The organism is Devosia sp. A449, assembly GCF_054489375.1.
Window position 1 is genome coordinate 1 of sequence record NZ_JBTMWU010000008.1, and the last position, 16,813, is coordinate 16,813.

A 16,813-nucleotide genomic window follows, 5' to 3' on the forward strand; every position below is an offset into this window, starting at 1 on the left:
AGGCCGAAGCGGATGGCGACAGCCAGCACCAGCAAGGCCAACAGGCCCCGCAATTGTTCACCGCGCAGATATTTGCCGGCCGAGGCGCCGAACTGGGCGCCGACGGTGCCGCCCACCATCAGGCAGAAGGCCAGCATCATGTCGACGCTCTGGCTCTGCACCGCATGCAGGATGGTGGTCGCCGCCATCATCGCCACCACCTGGGCCAATGAGGTGCCGATGACGACATTGCCCGGCACCCGCAGCAGATAGACCAGCGCCGGCACCATGATGAAGCCGCCACCGACGCCGAGCAGCGAACCGACAAAGCCGATGAACAACCCGATCACCAGCACCGGCAGCACGCTGATATAGAGCCGGGATTTCTTGAACCGGACCCGCAGCGGCAGTCCATGCATCCAGTTATGCTGGTTGGGCAGGCGCTCGCGCACCACGACGCCCTGACGCTGCTTGAGAATGGCGCGGGTGGATTCGACCAGCATCAGAGAGCCGACCGAGCCGAGCAGAATGAGAAAGCCGAGCGAGATGACCAGATCGAGCTGGCCGGCGTCGCGCAGCACGGCAAACACCGCCACGCCGCCAAAGGCGCCGAGCACCCCGGACAGCACCAGATACAGCGCCAGATGCAGATCGACGGCACCGCGCCGGTAATGCGCCAACGCCCCCGAGGTCGAGGCCGCCACCACCTGGCCGGTGACCGAGGCCACCGCCACCGGAGCCGGCACGCCGGAGAAAATCAGCAGGGGCGTCAGCAGGAAGCCGCCGCCAACCCCGAACAGGCCCGACAAAAAACCGACCGCCCCTCCGATCCCCACGAGAAAGAAGAGGTTCACGGACAGCTCGGCGATCGGCAGATAGATCTGCAAGTCCCTGATCCGTTTCGAAAATCACTACGCCGCACGACCTTACAGGATCGTACGTCAACAATAGGTCAAAGGTTTCCGCCACAGGGTGGAAACTGGTGTTTTTGTGATCGGACGCTGAGAACCGGGTCCGGACGGTGTCAGATCTGGATTGGTGCTAGACCGGCTGGCTGCCCAGAACGGCCAGCAGACGGGGATTGATCGCACCGCTTTCACTCATGCCCGCGCCGCGCTCGAAGGCTTTGATGGCTTCGGCCGTCTTGGGTCCGGCCAGGCCATCGGGAACCCCGACATCAAAGCCCAGCTTGCCTAAAGCCAGTTGCACCTTGGAGACCACGTCCCGCGTGGAGATGGACTGGCCCGGATCGAAACTGCTCGACCAGGTGCCGATCGGCGCGAAATTGGCGGCCAGATCGATCGGCTCGGCCGTCCAGCCCGCCAACTCGCCGGTGACGCGACTCACCGCTTCGGCACTGAGCGACTTGGCAATATCGTCGCGCGCCTTGCCGGCATCGGCGTCGCCATTGTCGGCGGCCAGTGAGAACCATTTGTAGGACTGCTCGAAATCCTGCTCGACGCCCAGCCCGCGGGCATAGAGCATGCCCAGATTGAACTGGCTGTCGGTCATGCCGCGTGCGGCGGCCTGGGCGAACCATTCGGCAGCGGTTTCGAATTCCTGCTCGCCCAGCAGGCCCCCGGCATAGAGCGCCGCCAGATTATGCATGGCCATACGGTTGCCCGCCTCGGCGCCGCGCTGGTACCAGAGCTTGGCGATCTCCAGATCTTTTTCGACGCCCTGCCCGGCTTCATAGAGATTGCCGAGGCGATATTGCGCCGGCACGAAGCCCTGCGCAGCGGAGCGCTCATACCATTTGGCGGCCTCGGCATAGTCCTGGGTGACGGCGCGGCCTTCGGTGTAGATGGCTGCGACTTCGAACTGGGCGCGGGCGTCGCCATCGGCGGCGGCCTGGCGCAATTCGAGCGGTCCGGCGCCTTCGACCGGCAGCTCGAAGGTTTCGACGGCGGCGACAGCGGAAATGCTGCCGGTGACGTCGGGCGCAATGTCGGTCGGAACATCGTCGACCGCGTCGTTTGCCGACAGGGCGAGCAGCGATGCCGGCATCGGCGTGGTAGCGACCGGCACGGTGAAGCTCATGGTCTGGCGGGGACTGATCGAGGCCGTCGCGGTGTCATCGACCATGTCGATCACGCGCGGCTCGGGCAGCACCAGTGACACGTCATCGGTGGCGGACGGCGTGGCCGACGGCATCTCGATCCCGGTATCGATGGGCGGGGGGGCCGGCTGCGGCACTGCCCCCATGCGCTGGATCACCAGATTCAGCGCGAGCATCGAAACCGCCACCAGAGTGGCGGCGAGCAGCAGCGGACGGCGGTGGCGGGTGAGGAAGCTCGGCTGGTCGGCCAAAGCGGCACTATCGGTGTCGCGGCCAAGTGCCGGTGCCGCGACGGGCTCCTCGGCCTTCTGTACCTTCTTTTCCTTGACCGGCTTGGCGGGCTTTTCGGCCTTTTTCGGCGCGGCCGCCTCACCGGTCACCGGTTCGGCAGGGGTCGGGCTGGGCATGACCCGGGCCAACGCGCGGCTGATCAGCGAATTGCTGCTGACGGTAGCGGGCTCAGCTTCCTGGCGGGCACGCTGGGCGCGACGCGCGGCGGCGACGAAGGTGCTGGTGCTGTTCTGGCCCAGAGGCAGATCAACCTGCGGGGCAGTTGCCTGCGCAGCGGCGGTCGGGGCAAACGGATCGGCGTCGGACTGGGCAAAGCTCGACTGCGGCCGCGCCGGACGTTCGACACTGGCCGGATCGAAGGCCGGTCGGGGCGAGGCTTCGGGTGCGGACGTCGATGGGCGCGTGGCGGCCTTGGCGTCGAGCGCGCTCCGCACCGGACCGGCATTCTTGAAACCGGGATCGACCAGCGGCGCGTCATCGCCCGGATTGGCCGGCATCAGATCGCTTTTGGCGGGCTGCGGGCTGGCCAGAGCCGAGAGCATGGCGTCGATACGGGACTGCTCGCCGTCAGCTGCGTCGGAGCGGGCCGGCGCTGGCGTGGCAACCGGCGCAGCAGCACGATCCTGCCGCTCGCCCAAGGCGGCTTCAAGCCGGGTCAGCCGCTCGGCGGTATCCTTGCCGGCGGTATTGAACAGCGCCGCCATGCGCTTTTCGAGCGCCGTCATGCTGGCTTCGCTGAAACCGCTATCGGCTCCGGCGGGGTTGGCGCGGGCAAAGGCTTCCGAGGTGCGCTCGGCCACCAGGGCGGCCAACGTCTCGTAATCGGGCGTCTTGCCGGCCGATTTGATCAGGCCGGTGATGCGGTCTTCGATGCTTTTGAGGCTATCGGGGCCGAACATGGCCACCGGCGCTGGCGCCTTGCGGGTCAGCGCGTCGCTGGTGCGCTCCGCCACCAGGGTGGCGATGGCTTCCATCTCAGCCGGATCGGACGGATTGGCATAGAGCTTGGCTAGGCCATTGAGCTGGACGCCGGTTTCATCCATGCGCGCCATCAACAGCTTGAGCTGGCTTTCGACCTGGGCGGTGTCGCCACCGGGCGCCATGCGGTCGGACAGGGCTTCGAGCTGGCTTTCAATGCGCAGGAAGCGCGGCTCCATGCCGGCCATCACCGCATCGCGCAGAGCCGCGATATCCTGCTTAAGCCCGGCCACGTCACCATTGGCGGTATCGAGACCGCCGATCTGGGAGGCCAGCGCCTCGACCTTGGCCACCAGCTTGGCGGGCGCGGTTTCGCTATTTTTCATAGCCTGGGTAAAGGCGGCCATTTCGCTGGTCAGCCGCTCGAAATCGCCGGCCGACAGCGTGACATTCTTTTCGATGGAGTCGATGCGGTCATAGACATTGCGCACGCTTGTTTCGATGGCGTGCATGGCCGGCTCAAGCGCCGCGCCAGTGTTCATCGCCGCCTCGGCGCTGCGGTCCTCGCGCGCAATCTCGCGCTCCATCTGCTGGGCCTGCAATTCGGCCAGCTTGCCCACGGTGGCCGAAACATCGTCCAGCCGGCCATTGATCGCCGACAAATCGACGCGCGGCCCGCTTTCGATCAGCGCGGCCAACGCCCCGATCTGCGCTTCAAGGCGCTTGACCTGGCCGGTCTCGCCAACGGCACCGGCCAGCAATTCCACCACATGGGTCAGTTGTTCGACCTGGTCGGCGACCTCGCGCACGCTGCCATTGCTGGCGCGCTGCGACTTGAGTTCGCCTTCGAGCCGTTCGAGGCGGCCGGACAGCCCACCAACCAGCGCACTCAGTTCGCGGAACTCGGGCAGGTCGGTGGCGCGGCGGCCCAATGCGGCGGCGGGCGCAGACAGCTGCCGGCCGCGGATTTCGGCAATGGCGCTGGTCAGCTCATCCTGCTGGTCGAGGTGATGTTCAAGTTCGTCGCGCTCGCTGAAGCGATCAACCGCGCGCTTGACGGTGCGCAGCGCCTCGCGGCGGCGCACGGCCGGCTCGGGACGTTCCACCTGATCGCGCAGATTGCGCACGCGGCGGCTGAGGCCGGTCAGCGCCGGCTCGGGACGTTCGACGCGGGCATAGCGCCCCTCGACCTGATCCAGCAGGGCGACGAGTTCACCACGCAGAGCGTGCCACTCTCCGGGCTGCGGCTCTGAGGCCAACTCGGACATATCCTGGATGGGGTGGGCGCGGGCCATGGTCAGTCCCTGTCATGAAGCGGCGGACCCCTCGCGATTCAACACGAAGGTATGACGGTTACTCTTGAGAAAACATGGTAAAGAACCCGTTAAGTATTGCTGCAATATGCAAGAGCCAGAGGCCTTAGGACCTGATTTCCTCAGAAATCGAGATCACCGATTCGGGATCGACACATCCCAGGCCACGCCCAGAGGAGCCATTGCCCGCCATGACCCGCCGCCGCATCATCATCGTCGACGATCACCCCTTGTTCCGGGCGGCGCTGCGGCAGACCCTGTCAGGGGGTGACGCCACCGTCACCGTCGAGGAATCCGGCGATCTCAACGGGCTCAGCGCCGCGCTCGACGCCGACCGCGATTGCGACCTGGTGCTGCTCGATCTCAACATGCCCGGCGTCAGAGGCTTTTCCGGCCTGCTGCTGCTGCGCGCACAATATCCCGACATTCCGGTGATGATTATCTCGGCGGTCGAGGACAACACCGTGATCCGCCGCGCCTTCGAGCTGGGCGCTGCCGGTTATCTTCATAAATCCGTCGGTCCGACCGAAATCCGCCGCGCCATCGAAACCGTGCTGTCGGGTGAGGTCTTTGTGCCGGAAGGCACCACTTTGGGTGGCGATGACGCCCACACCGCGCTGATGCGCCGGCTCGCGACCCTCACCCCGCAACAGGTGCGAGTGCTGATGATGCTCAGCGACGGGCTGATGAACAAGCAGATCGCCTATGAACTGTCGATCTCGGAAGCCACCGTCAAGGCGCATGTCTCGGCGATCCTGCAAAAGCTCGACGTCGATAGCCGCACCCAGGCAGTGATCGCCGCCGCCCGTATCGAAGACGGCCAGTTCGAAGCGCTATTCTCGATCGGCGCGGAAAAGAGCTGAAGGCAACGTCGGGGCGGATTGCCTAAATCTGCCCCCGACCTGCGGCCCAATCATCGGTCTTGGTTCCCACCAACTGGCTGATATTGGTCTTGCCCTCAGCCCGCACGGCCGCCACCAGGCCGCGCTTGAGCCGGTCGAGCATGTCCAGGCCGCCAAATACCAGCGCCGAATAAAGCTGGATGGCATTGGCACCGGCTTCCAGCTTGGCCAGAGCCGATTGCGGCGAATGGATGCCGCCAACGCCAATGATCGGCAGAGCACCGACGCGCTGGCGCATCTGCGCCAGCCGCTGGGTGGACATCGCGAATAGCGGCTTGCCGGACAGTCCCCCGGCTTCACTGGCGTTCTCGAGGCCCGCCACGGCGTCCCGGGTGACGGTGGTGTTGGAGATGATCAAGCCATCAAGATCGGTGACCAACACCACCGAGGCGATAACGTCGAGCGCCGCTTCATCGAGATCGGGGGCAATCTTGAGCAGGACCGGCACGCGCGTCTTGGCCTTGGCGCGGGCGGCGAGCACTTCGCCCAGCAGTCGGCGCAGGGCCTCGTCGGCCTGCAGATTGCGCAGGCCGGGCGTATTGGGCGAGGAAACATTGACCGTCAGATAATCGGCCAGATCAGCAAACCGCTGCACCCCCAGCACATAATCGGCGACGAAATCGTCGCTGTCCTTGTTGGCGCCGATATTGACGCCGAGCGCCGCCGGAATCCGCAGCCCGCGCAGGCGGGCAAAGGCGGCGTCGTGGCCTTCATTGTTGAAGCCCATGCGGTTGATGACGCCTTCGGCGCCGCTGATGCGGAACAGGCGCGGCTTGGGATTGCCCGCCTGCGGGCGCGGGGTCAGCGTACCGATTTCGACCATGCCGAAACCCATCTTGGCCAGCGGCCGCGCCACTTCGGCATTCTTGTCGAAGCCGGCCGCCATGCCCACCGGATTGGTCAGCTCGAGCCCGCACAGACTGGTGCGCAGCTCGGCGCCATCGGCATGGGACTGCTCCGGCGCCAGGCCCATCCGCAGCGCCGTGATGGTGGCGCCATGGGCGGTTTCCGGGTCCATTTTGAGCAGCGCTTCGCGGGTCAGGCCCGCCAGGGCCGGCAGGCGCAGCAGCGGCGACAGGGCAGAAAAAATCATCGGAGAGCCTCGGGCAGCGAACAGGAACCATCGGCAGCGACGCTGAGCGGCGCCTCCCAGGCGATGGCGGCAATGGGCAGGGGCCCGCCATAAAGATGGGGGAATAGCGCGCCACCGCGCGATGGCTCCCACACCAGATCAGCGCCCAGATCGGCGCTGCGCACCGCCAGCAGCACCAATCCGGCCTGCCCGGCAAAATGCAGGCGCAGCGTTTCGGCAAGCTGTGCGGCGGTGGAAAAATGCATATAGCCATCCGCGGCATCGATCGGCATGCCGGCAAAAGCAGTGCCGGTACGGGCGGGCGCGAAGGCGGCTTCGGTGGCAATCTTATAGACGAAATCGGGGGTGTTCATGCGCGCGAACCTAAAGCCGGCGGCGCGACGCTGCAAGCCGCAGACGCACCTCTTTACAACTACGCTCGCGGGCAGTAGAAATAGGACTTAATTCCATTAATAAGACATGTTTCCTGCACTGGAAAAGCTGCCATGCTGTCACACAGCAATGTCTGGGACGGAATCGATGCGCTGGCGCGTCGGCATGGCCTGTCCGTTTCGGCGCTGGCCAAGCTCGCCGGGCTCGACGCCACCGCCTTTAACGTCTCCAAGCGCGTCAGCAAGGATGGCCGTGAACGCTGGCCGTCAACCGAGAGCATCGCCAAGATCCTCGAAGCGACGGGAGAGAGCTTTGACGCCTTCCTCACCGGCACCGGCGCATTTTTGCAGCTGAATGACAATCAGCCCAGCCGCAGCGTGCCCCTGCTCGGTCTGGCTCAAGCGGGCGCGGGCGGATTTTTCGACAGCGCCGGCTTTCCGGCCGGCCAGGGCTGGGACGAGATCGCCCTGCCCGCGCCGGGCGAAGGCGGGATTTATGCGCTTGAAGTGCAGGGCGATTCCATGGAGCCGCTGTATCGCGAGGGCGACCGCATCGTGGTGTCGCCCACCGAACAGGTGCGGCGCGGCGACCGGGTGGTGCTTAAGACCCATGATGGCGAGGTGATGGCCAAAATCCTTTACCGCCAGACCGGCAAGCAGATCGAGCTGCATTCCATCAACCCGGCCTATTCCCCCCGCATCATCGATCTGGTCGATGTGGAATGGGTCGCCCGGATCATCTGGGCCAGCCAGTGAATATCACCAAAGCCGTGCCGGCCGATGCCGAGGACTGGGCGATGATGCGGCATGCGCTGTGGCCGGATGGGGGCGACCGAGGCAGCCATGCGGACGACATCGCCCATCTTCTTGTCAATGCTGGCGACACCGTGAACCTGATCGCTCGAAGCGAAGACGGTCTGGCGCTGGGCTTTGCCGAAGCCGGCCTGCGGCGCGATTACGTGAATGGCTGCGACACGTCGCCAGTCGCCTTTCTGGAGGGCATCTACGTCATGCCCGAGGCCCGTAGCTGCGGCGTGGCGCGCGCTATGATCGATGTCCTGCAACGCTGGGCCATCGAACAAGGCGTGACCGAGTTCGCTTCAGACGCCGCCCTGGACAATGCGGCAAGCCTGGCCATGCATGGCGCGCTCGGCTTCAAGGAAACCCAGCGCGTCGTGTTTTTCAGGAAAGCGCTGACATAGCCTCAGGCGACCAACTTGCCCGCCAGAGCGTCGGCAATCAGTTTGCGGGTATTCTCGACACCGTAAAGCGCGACAAATGAACCGAAGCGCGGACCGCGCTCTTGCCCGATCAGCACCTGATAGAGCATCTGGAAAAAGTCACCAGAGACGCCGGGGCCGCCATGCGGGCCCGTTCGCTTGTGGTCCTGATACCGCTCGATCCCGCGGGCCACGTCGAGGACGGCATTTTGGATAGCCTCGTTATCGGAGCCGGCCGGGAGAGTGGCGAAAGCAGCCGAAACCGCCTCGAGCGCAGCGCGCTCAAGGTCATCGGGCGCCCGGTAGGTCTTCTGCACGAAGTCGCGGAAATAACGGACGGCATAGCCCACCAGAACATCCAGATGTGGATGCGTCTGCGGTGACACACCCGGCGCATAAGCCGAAATATAGCCCCACATGACTTCGGGGGTCTCGGGGTTCGAGGCTGTGGCGAGATTGAGCAGCAGGGCGAAGGTAACCGGCATGTCGACCTTCGGCACATTGCCAAAATGGACATGGAATGCTGGATTCTCTACGCGCTCAGCAGTCGTCTGGCGCTCGAAGGCGGCAACAAAGCTGTAATATTCATCGACGGCGCGCGGGATGACATCGAAATGCAGCCGCTTGGCGGTGCGCGGCTTCTGGAACATATAGAGTCCCAGGCTGTCATTGCTGGCGTAGGTCAGCCACTCATCGATGGTCAGGCCATTGCCCTTGGACTTGGAAATCTTCTGGCCCTCGGAATCGAGGAACAGCTCATAGACATAATGCTCGGGAGCCTTGCCGCCGAGGATTTCGCAGATCCGGTCATATATCGGCGCATTGGTCTGGTGGTCCTTGCCGAACATCTCGAAATCGACGCCCAAAGCCGCCCAGCGCATGCCGAAATCGGGCTTCCACTGCATCTTCACGTGGCCACCGGTGACCGGCACCGTGGTGTCGCGGCCATCTTCGTCGGCGAAAGTGATGGTGCCGTTCTTGGCGTCGACTTCCTTCATCGGCACATAGAGCACGCGACCGCTGATCGGGGAGATCGGCAGGAAGGGCGAATAGGTAGCCTGCCGCTCGGCGCCCAGCGTCGGCAGCATCACCTTCATGATGTCGTCAAAGCGTTCGGCGGCACGCAGCAGCACGGCGTCGAACTTGCCCGAACGATAATAGTCGGTGGCGCTGGCGAATTCGTAGTCGAAGCCGAAGGTGTCGAGGAAGCGGCGCAGCATGGCGTTGTTGTGATCGCCGAAGCTGGGATATTCATTGGTCCAGGGATCGGGCACCGAGGTCAGCGGCTTCTGCAGATGCGGCTCCATCGCCTCCTTGGACGGCACATTCTCCGGAATCTTGCGCATGCCGTCGAGATCGTCGGAAAAGCAGATCAACCGGGTCGGCACCTGGTCGCGGGTCAGCAGGCGGAAGGCCGTACGCACCATGGTGGTGCGGGCCACTTCGCCAAAGGTGCCGATATGGGGCAGGCCCGAGGGGCCATAGCCGGTTTCGAACACAGCTTCGCCCTTGCCCGATTTCTCGATGCGCGCGACCAGTTTGCGTGCTTCCTCAAACGGCCAGGCACGGGCAGTCTGAGCGGCGTCAAAAAACGCAGGATCGAGAACGGGCAAAGGAACGGGCGACAAGGTTCAAGCCTTTCGGGGGAACTGGGAGTTTCGGTGTGTTGCATCCCCTAGCTCTTGCGTCAATGTCGCAGGCGCTTGCCAAGCTGTTGGGCTGCGCCTACCTGTTGGGCGCCAACCAGTAACGGGAACGCTCAATGTCCAACGCCGCCCATGACGCGCTCATCCACCTGATGATCCTCGCTGCCTCGTCCGACAGCGCCATGACGGACAAGGAACTGGTCCGCATCCAGGCCTTGATCGGCCGATTGCCGGTGTTTGACGGTTTCGACAAGAACCGGCTGGCCGCAGTGGCCAATGGCTGCGCCGACAAGCTCAACGGCCCCGGCGGGCTAGACCAGGTGATGGACGACGCCATCGCTGCCCTGCCCAAAAAACTGCAGGACACCGCCTATGCAGTGGCTGTGGAAGTGGCCTCGGTCGACCTCTATCTGGAGCAGGAAGAGCTGCGCTTCCTCGAATTGCTGCGCGACAAGCTCGAACTCGACCGCTTGGTCACCGCCGCCATCGAAACCGCCGCCCGCGCGCGGCATCGCCGCATGCCGACGGCCTAGTAAAATCCTACCGGGAACCAGCGCAGGTATAATTCGTCCAGCGCGCCATTGTCCTTGAGCCGCACCAGTGCCCAGTCGATGGCATGGCGCACCGCGTCATGTCCGGCTGGAATGGCCACGGCCATGCCCTCGCCGAACAGCTGCGGCCGGAAATAGGGTTCGCCGGCAAAGCCGCAGCAATCCAGATTTTCATTCAGCCAGAATGACGCGCGCATGGCGTCGCCGAAGAACGCATCGGCCTTGCTATCGCGCACAGCATCGAGCGCTTCGATCTCGCTATCGAACAGGGTGACACTGGCCTCTGGCAAATAGCGCGTGAGGAAGGTTTCATGCGTGCTGCCCCGCCGCGCGGCGATGGTCTTGCCTGCCAGCGCCTTGGCATCGAATACCCCGATATCGGCGTCCTTGGTGACGAAGCGACCCGGCAGCGCCAGATAGGTGGCGGAAAAATCGAACAACGCGCCATTCTCGTCACTCATCGCCAGTCCGGCGATCAGCGCGTCGCCCTGATCATCGCTCAGCGCATCGGCCGCCTGTTCCCAGGGCCACGCCTGGATGGTGCAGGCCACATTGACCTCGGCGCAGATGCGCTTGGCGAGATCGACATTGAAGCCGATCAACTCGCCGGTAGCGTCGCGGAAGTTGAAGGGTGGGAAATCGGCGGTGGTCAGGAAGCGGATCGCCGGCACCGGCGTCAGGCTGGGCAGGATTTCGCGGGCATCAGGATCGCTGTGATAGGGCAGCGCCTGGGCGAGTGCGGGGGTGGCGAGCAGTGCCAAAATTAGGGCACCGAGTGCTTTGCCCCACCTCAGCCTCCCAAAACGCGGTGTCATCCCGGCCTTGAGCCGGGATCCATCCCGAGATCTCAAGATGGGCCCCGGCTCAAGGCCGGGGTGACACCGTGGGTGGGAACGATGCACTGGATTCAAAACCAGCCTCAAATCTGATCCAGCCCATAGAGCAGATCGGTGATCAGATCCTCGCTCGCTTCCAGCCCGATCGACAGCCGCAGCAGCCCTGGGGTGACGCCGGTTTCGAGCCGCACCTCCTCGGTCAGGCGCATATGAGTGGTGGTGCGCGGATGGGTGATGATCGACTTGGCGTCGCCCAGATTGTTGGAAATCAGGATCACCGCCAGCGAGTCACACAGCTTGAACGCCGCTTCCTGCCCGCCCTTGACCTCCAGCGCCATCAGCGTCGAGCCGCGCTCCATCTGCCGCTTGGCCAGCTCATATTGCGGATGGCTGGGATGATGCGGATAAATCACCCGTTCGATCTTTGGGTGATCGGCCAGCACATCGGCAACGCGCGTGGCGCTATCGGTCATGTGGCGGACGCGCAGCGGCAGGGTTTCGAGGCCCTTGAGCAGCACCCAGGCATTGAACGGGCTGAGCGACGGACCGGTCTGGCGCAGCAGGGTATGCACATCGCCCTCGATCAGCGCCTTGCTGCCGAGCACGACGCCGCCGAGCACCCGACCCTGCCCGTCAATATGCTTGGTGGCCGAATAGGTGACGAGATCCGCCCCCAGTTCCAGCGGCTTCTGCCACAGCGGGGTGGCGAACACATTGTCGACGATCAGCTTGGCACCATGGGCGTGGGCGATGTCGGCGACGGCCTTGATGTCGACCAGTTCCAGCGTCGGATTGGTCGGCGTTTCGATGAACACCAGCTTGGTATTGGGCTGCATGGCCCTGGCGAAATTCTCCGGGTCGCGGCCATCGACCAGCGTCGAGGTGACGCCCCAGCGCGGCATGAAATCTTCCACCACGAAGCGACAACCGCCAAACAGCGCCCGGCTGGCGACGATATGGTCGCCGGCCCGCACCTGGCTCATCACCGCATTGGTGACGGCGGACATGCCGGTGGCAAAGCCGCGCGCCGCTTCGGCGCCTTCGAGCAGCGCCATGCGGGTCTGGAACACATCAATGGTGGGATTGGCGAAGCGCGAGTAGTTATGCCCGCCCGGAATTTCATTATTGAACAGCCGCTCGGCATGTTCGGAGCTGGGATAGGAATAGCCCGAGGTGAGATACAGCGCCTCGCTGGTCTCGTTGAATTCCGAGCGATGCGTGCCCCCGTGAACCAACCGTGTATCGGGTGCCCGGCGGGCCGGATCGTTGAGGGGGTTGTTCGCTTTGGACATGGGTCACGCCTTCAAAAACAAAAAAACCGGCACGCAAACAGGCGGCCGGTTCCCTAACGGTCTTTAGCGATTTGTTTTAAGTGGCTGCAAGCGACCGGCCAAATCACCACTGGCTGTGATCTAAAGCCAATTGCCTGTTGGCGTCAATTGCATGGGTTGATAGGGAACAGCAACAAGAAAATTCTGGGAAACGCAACAGCATGGACAAGCAACAGGTCTGGCCGCAGGGGGTTTTTCCCGCGCGACTGATCGAGCGCCTGCATCAGCAGGGCGCCATTCTGGCCAACCGCCCCTTTGATGGCGATCAGGTGCAGCCGGCCAGCCTCGATTTGCGGCTGGGCGACGTGGCGTTCCGCGTGCGCTCCAGCTTCCTGCCCGGCCCCAGCCATTCGGTGGCCGAGCGCATTGAAGCGCTCAAGCTACATGAAATCGACCTGACCAGGGGCGCGGTGCTGGAACGCGGCTGCGTCTATCTGGTGCCGCTGCAGGAAAGCCTGGCTTTGCCCGACAAGGTCAGCGCCTCGGCCAATCCCAAAAGCTCGACCGGGCGGCTCGACGTCTTCACCCGCGTCATCGGCGATCGGGCCCGCGGCTTTGACCAGATGCCGGAAGGCTATCGCGGCCCGCTCTATCTCGAAGTCAGCCCCCGCACCTTCCCCATCCTGGTGCGCACCGGCTCACGGCTCAGCCAGATGCGGTTCCGCTCCGGCGACAATCGCCTCACCGTGGCCGAGCATCAGGCGCTACATGAAAGCGACACGCTGGTATTCAACAATGATGTGCCGGTGGGTGAAGGGGTGGCGCTGTCGATCGACCTCAAGGGCGAAGGCCGCAACGGGCTGATCGGATTTCGCTCGCGCCGCCATACCGCCGTGGTCGATGTCGACAAGAAGGCCGCGCTCGACGTGCTGGATTTCTGGGACCCGCTGGTGCTGCGCGGCCGCGCCGAGCTGACGCTGGACCCCGACGAATTCTATATTCTGGTCAGCGACGAAGCGGTGCATGTGCCGCCCACCCACGCCGCCGAAATGGTGCCGTTCGATCCGCTGGTCGGTGAGTTCCGGGTCCACTATGCCGGTTTCTTCGATCCCGGCTTCGGCCATTCGGCCGCAGGTGGCACCGGCAGCCGCGCCGTGCTCGAAGTGCGCAGCCGCGAAGTACCGTTCCTGCTCGGCCACGGCCAAACCATTGGCCGCCTGATCTACGAACGCCTCGCCGAAGCCCCGGATCGGCTCTATGGCACGGCGCTGGGTTCCAACTATCAGGCCCAGACGCTGAAACTGTCCAAGCACTTCAAGCCGTATTCGGGGTAGGTCACCGCGTGGTTGCCCTCATCTTGAGGTCCGTCGAACCACACCCTCCCGCCATCGTCATTGCCCGGCTTGTCCGGGCAATCCAGCTTTACCGCCGCATCGCATGGACCACCCGGACAAGCCGGGTGGTGACGGGGTGGATGGATCGATTTTGGTCCAGCAAGCAGCGACCCTAAAAGAAGATATCGTCGACCTCGGCCTCAACCACTTCCTCGGCCTTCGCCGACCCGAACATCTCGGTGTGAATGCGGCGCTCGGAGTCCATGGTGTAGCGCTTGCGCTGGCCGTCCAGTGCCTCGGCAATCGCCGCTGATGGCGCCATCGCCATATCAGGACATTCCGCGACCAGCTGCAATTCCAGGTCGCGCATGGTTTCCGAAATGCTGGCCTGACTGGTGAAGGTCATGGCCGCCGTGCCCAACAGCCCAATGACGTTCGGCCCGTCGCGATTGAGCGTCGCCAGCGCCTCGGCCAGGCCCTTGTCCACCGCCTGCAGCAACACCAGCGCTGCGGTGGCTTCCTGTTCGAGCTGGCCGACCCGGCCGGCAGCATCGCCATTGGCGGCGGCGCCGAAGGATTGCGCCAGCCCGGCGGCTTCGTGCAGGCCTGCCATGGCGCCTTCGGCAGCGGCCACGGTTTCCCCGGTCAGCTCGCGCAACTGGCTGGCGATAACGTTGAGCGCCGCGCCGCGCGGGCCGAGCTGGGCGCATTTGACCGCAGCGTTGAGGCTGACGAGGCGCATATTGGCCTCGATCTCCTGCACTACCTCGACATGGCTGAGCAACACCCCCACCGTGCCAAGCACCGCGCTGGCGACCAGTTCGAGCTTGCTGCGTTCGGTCTCGCAGTCGCGCAACACTGCTGCGGCATGGCGGACCGACTGGCTGAGCGTGGCTAGTGAGGAGGCCTCGGCGCCATTGCCCTGTCCGTAGATCGCCTGGCTCTGTTCCATGATGATGCGCGCATCGGCGGCCAGGTCGCGCAGCGCCTCGCCGGCTTCGGCCACATCATCCTCAAAGGCATCGGTAGCGGCCGAAAGCTGGGCCACTTGCAGCCCGCCAAGAATGGCAGCGGCCGCCGCTTGCTCGGCTTCGCCCAGACTACCGTCTTCGAGCATCCGGCACAGTTCGGCGAGACCAGCTTCGACATGCTCGATGCGCTGCCTTGTGGCATCACCGACCTGCAAGGCCATGACGGCATTGGCGATGCGGCCAAAAATCTGACGCGAGACGCGGCCGGTTTCGGCGCTGCTATCGACCGAGATGGCGCGCTGCCGCGCCAGTTCGGCCAAAGCGGCGTCCATATCGTCGGCCAGCTCGCTCAGCGAGTCGGCATGCAGGTTTTCAAACTGCCCGCGCTGGCGGGCCGCCTGCCCGACCTCGTCGGTCAGCTGCCGATAAGCGGCGGTGAATTGCTGGATGGTGGAATTGGCGCTCTCGGAGAGCTGGGCGATATCGGTGGTGAACACCTCGAAATCATCGCCCTTGCCGACCACGCCGGCGGCGACGACGCGGGCATTGATGGCGACGATGCCCATCATCTTGACGGTGCGGCGCAGCTCGGCCACCGGATGCGCGGCAGCGGCCACGACGGTGACCAGCCGGGCAAGATCGGCCTGTTCGCTGGCGAACAGCGCAGAGATCGCCTGCGCTTCATGGCCCACTTCGGCCAGACGCGTCGAGGCTTCGCCCAGTTCGGGGCTCTGCAATTCGGCCGGCAGCGCCTCGAACACCTTGGTGATGGTGTTGAGCATGGTGGCGCCTTCGGCCAGCCTGGCGCCCACGGTGACGAAGGTGGTTTCGATTCTGTCGCGTGGCGTTGCCAAGCCATGCGCGACACCGCGCAGGGCATCGACATTGACGGACGCAGAAGTGGCAGCTTGGTGCTGGGCAGACGCGGTCATGATGGTGTTCCCAACCGATGCGGAACACGCGCATAGGTTTCTATTTCGGCGGCGACACGGCTCAACGGTACGATCTTGACCGCCGCGCCGCGTTGAATGGCTTCCTTGGGCATGCCGAAGACCACGCAGCTGTCCTCGTCCTGCGCCAGCGTATGACTACCGGCCTCCCGCATTTCGAGCAGCCCGCGTGCGCCATCGTCGCCCATGCCGGTGAGGATAATGCCCATGGCATTGCGGCCGGCGACCTGCGAGGCCGAACGGAACAACACGTCCACCGAGGGGCGATGCCGCGAGACATGCGGGCCTTCGACGATATGCACGGTGTAGCGGCTACCGGCGCGGTGCAGCACGATATGCTGGTTGCCCGGCGCGATCAGCGCCAGTCCCGGCTGCAACACATCGCCATCCGCGGCTTCGCGCACTTCGATGGCGCAGAGGCCATTGAGCCGGCGGGCAAAGGCATTGGTGAAATTTTCCGGCATGTGCTGGACGATGACAATGGCCGGGCTATTGGCCGGCAGCTTTTCCAGCACGTCTCGCAGCGCTTCGGTGCCGCCGGTCGAGGCGCCGATGCAGATGATCGGATCGGTATCGGGCTGCTTGGCCCGCACAGAGGCGGCCCGCGTCGCTGAATGCGGCGGAATGATCGCGTCGGCATTGAGCTTGGCTTCCACCGTCAGCGGTGGCGCCACCTTGGCCACACCACGGAACTTGGCATGGGCCGCCGCCTTGACGGCGTCGCAGATGCGCATCCGCGATTCCTGCAGGAACTGCGCGGTGTCGATACGCGGCTTGGTCACCACTTCGACCGCCCCAGCTTCCAGCGCCTGCAGCAGCGTGTCCGAGCCGGCTTCGGCAATGCTGGAACAGATCACCACCGGAATCGGCCGCTGGCTCATGATCTTGCGCAGGAAGGTCAGCCCATCCATGCGCGGCATTTCGATATCGAGGATCATCACGTCGGGCACTTCCTGACGGATGCGCTCGACCGCGACATAGGGGTCGGCCGCCGTCGCCATCACCTCAAGCTCGGGATCGCTGGCGATGATTTCGCTCAAGGTCATCCGCACCGAGGCGCTGTCGTCGACGATAAGCACCCGGATTTTGCGACGGCGATCAGTCATGG

Annotated in this window: 14 protein-coding genes and 1 riboswitch; of the genes, 5 read left to right on the forward strand and 9 right to left on the reverse strand. The window is 64.4% G+C overall.

Features of this window, described 5'->3' with window-relative positions:
- Together ACX3OW_RS18180 and ACX3OW_RS18185 are read right to left on the reverse strand one after the other, a co-directional pair.
- A partial coding sequence (locus ACX3OW_RS18180; RefSeq protein ID WP_459097216.1) for a sulfite exporter TauE/SafE family protein occupies positions 1-866 on the reverse strand: 866 nt, incomplete at its 3' end.
- A gap of 154 nt (positions 867-1,020) precedes the next feature.
- Positions 1,021-4,542: a peptidoglycan-binding protein gene (locus ACX3OW_RS18185; RefSeq protein WP_459097217.1), complete on the reverse strand. Its 3,522-nt coding sequence runs from the start codon at positions 4,540-4,542 to the stop codon at positions 1,021-1,023.
- Between the two features lie 209 nt (positions 4,543-4,751).
- Between ACX3OW_RS18185 and ACX3OW_RS18190 the strand changes: the two genes are divergently transcribed.
- Positions 4,752-5,423: a response regulator gene (locus ACX3OW_RS18190; RefSeq protein ID WP_459097218.1), complete on the forward strand. Its 672-nt coding sequence runs from the start codon at positions 4,752-4,754 to the stop codon at positions 5,421-5,423.
- Positions 5,424-5,445: 22 nt separating this feature from the next.
- Here ACX3OW_RS18190 and ACX3OW_RS18195 read toward each other — a convergent pair whose 3' ends face one another.
- A complete protein-coding gene (locus ACX3OW_RS18195; RefSeq protein WP_459097219.1) occupies positions 5,446-6,555 on the reverse strand; it encodes a quinone-dependent dihydroorotate dehydrogenase in 1,110 nt (369 codons plus the stop codon).
- A complete protein-coding gene (locus tag ACX3OW_RS18200) occupies positions 6,552-6,908 on the reverse strand; it encodes a DUF952 domain-containing protein (protein WP_459097220.1) in 357 nt (118 codons plus the stop codon). The genes ACX3OW_RS18195 and ACX3OW_RS18200 overlap by 4 nt, the downstream gene beginning before the upstream one ends.
- A gap of 132 nt (positions 6,909-7,040) precedes the next feature.
- Between ACX3OW_RS18200 and ACX3OW_RS18205 the strand changes: the two genes are divergently transcribed.
- Positions 7,041-7,682 carry a S24 family peptidase gene (locus ACX3OW_RS18205; protein WP_459097221.1) on the forward strand — a complete coding sequence of 214 codons (642 nt, stop codon included), beginning with the start codon at positions 7,041-7,043 and terminating at the stop codon, positions 7,680-7,682.
- A gap of 41 nt (positions 7,683-7,723) precedes the next feature.
- Positions 7,724-8,128, forward strand: a complete 405-nt coding sequence (aac(6'), locus tag ACX3OW_RS18210; RefSeq protein WP_459097375.1) for an aminoglycoside 6'-N-acetyltransferase — start codon at positions 7,724-7,726, stop codon at positions 8,126-8,128.
- A gap of 2 nt (positions 8,129-8,130) precedes the next feature.
- Here the strand turns inward: aac(6') and ACX3OW_RS18215 are convergent, their stop codons facing one another.
- Positions 8,131-9,774, reverse strand: a complete 1,644-nt coding sequence (locus ACX3OW_RS18215; protein WP_459097222.1) for a lysine--tRNA ligase — start codon at positions 9,772-9,774, stop codon at positions 8,131-8,133.
- 134 nt (positions 9,775-9,908) lie between these two features.
- Between ACX3OW_RS18215 and ACX3OW_RS18220 the strand changes: the two genes are divergently transcribed.
- Positions 9,909-10,325, forward strand: coding sequence for a tellurite resistance TerB family protein (locus ACX3OW_RS18220; protein WP_459097223.1), 417 nt, complete (start codon positions 9,909-9,911; stop codon positions 10,323-10,325).
- Here ACX3OW_RS18220 and ACX3OW_RS18225 read toward each other — a convergent pair.
- The gene (locus ACX3OW_RS18225; protein WP_459097224.1) at positions 10,322-11,104 is read right to left on the reverse strand and encodes a transporter substrate-binding domain-containing protein; all 783 of its coding nucleotides are present in this window, start codon (positions 11,102-11,104) and stop codon (positions 10,322-10,324) included. The genes ACX3OW_RS18220 and ACX3OW_RS18225 overlap by 4 nt on opposite strands.
- A 158-nt stretch (positions 11,105-11,262) precedes the next feature.
- Positions 11,263-12,471: an O-succinylhomoserine sulfhydrylase gene (gene metZ / locus ACX3OW_RS18230; RefSeq protein WP_459097225.1), complete on the reverse strand. Its 1,209-nt coding sequence runs from the start codon at positions 12,469-12,471 to the stop codon at positions 11,263-11,265.
- A gap of 44 nt (positions 12,472-12,515) precedes the next feature.
- Positions 12,516-12,591: riboswitch (SAM riboswitch) on the reverse strand.
- Positions 12,592-12,671: 80 nt separating this feature from the next.
- Here metZ and ACX3OW_RS18235 point away from each other — a divergent pair.
- Positions 12,672-13,784 carry a 2'-deoxycytidine 5'-triphosphate deaminase gene (locus tag ACX3OW_RS18235; protein ID WP_459097226.1) on the forward strand — a complete coding sequence of 371 codons (1,113 nt, stop codon included), beginning with the start codon at positions 12,672-12,674 and terminating at the stop codon, positions 13,782-13,784.
- Between the two features lie 172 nt (positions 13,785-13,956).
- Here ACX3OW_RS18235 and ACX3OW_RS18240 read toward each other — a convergent pair whose 3' ends face one another.
- Complete coding sequence (locus ACX3OW_RS18240; RefSeq protein ID WP_459097227.1) at positions 13,957-15,687, reverse strand: hypothetical protein; 1,731 nt, start codon at positions 15,685-15,687, stop codon at positions 13,957-13,959.
- Entirely contained in the window at positions 15,684-16,811 is a 1,128-nt protein-coding gene (locus ACX3OW_RS18245; protein ID WP_459097228.1) for a protein-glutamate methylesterase/protein-glutamine glutaminase, read from the reverse strand. The genes ACX3OW_RS18240 and ACX3OW_RS18245 overlap by 4 nt, the downstream gene beginning before the upstream one ends.
- Between the last annotated feature and the right edge of the window lie 2 nt (positions 16,812-16,813).

Bases quoted from the DNA above. Each gene is read 5' to 3' on its own strand.
- ACX3OW_RS18200 (WP_459097220.1), bottom strand. From the start codon at position 6,908: ATGAACACCCCCGATTTCGTCTATAAGATTGCCACCGAAGCCGCCTTC.
- ACX3OW_RS18190 (WP_459097218.1), top strand. From the start codon at position 4,752: ATGACCCGCCGCCGCATCATCATCGTCGACGATCACCCCTTGTTCCGG.
- ACX3OW_RS18185 (WP_459097217.1), bottom strand. From the start codon at position 4,542: ATGGCCCGCGCCCACCCCATCCAGGATATGTCCGAGTTGGCCTCAGAG.
- ACX3OW_RS18220 (WP_459097223.1), top strand. From the start codon at position 9,909: ATGTCCAACGCCGCCCATGACGCGCTCATCCACCTGATGATCCTCGCT.
- ACX3OW_RS18235 (WP_459097226.1), top strand. From the start codon at position 12,672: ATGGACAAGCAACAGGTCTGGCCGCAGGGGGTTTTTCCCGCGCGACTG.
- ACX3OW_RS18245 (WP_459097228.1), bottom strand. From the start codon at position 16,811: ATGACTGATCGCCGTCGCAAAATCCGGGTGCTTATCGTCGACGACAGC.
- ACX3OW_RS18240 (WP_459097227.1), bottom strand. From the start codon at position 15,687: ATGACCGCGTCTGCCCAGCACCAAGCTGCCACTTCTGCGTCCGTCAAT.
- ACX3OW_RS18205 (WP_459097221.1), top strand. From the start codon at position 7,041: ATGCTGTCACACAGCAATGTCTGGGACGGAATCGATGCGCTGGCGCGT.
- metZ (WP_459097225.1), bottom strand. From the start codon at position 12,471: ATGTCCAAAGCGAACAACCCCCTCAACGATCCGGCCCGCCGGGCACCC.
- ACX3OW_RS18195 (WP_459097219.1), bottom strand. From the start codon at position 6,555: ATGATTTTTTCTGCCCTGTCGCCGCTGCTGCGCCTGCCGGCCCTGGCG.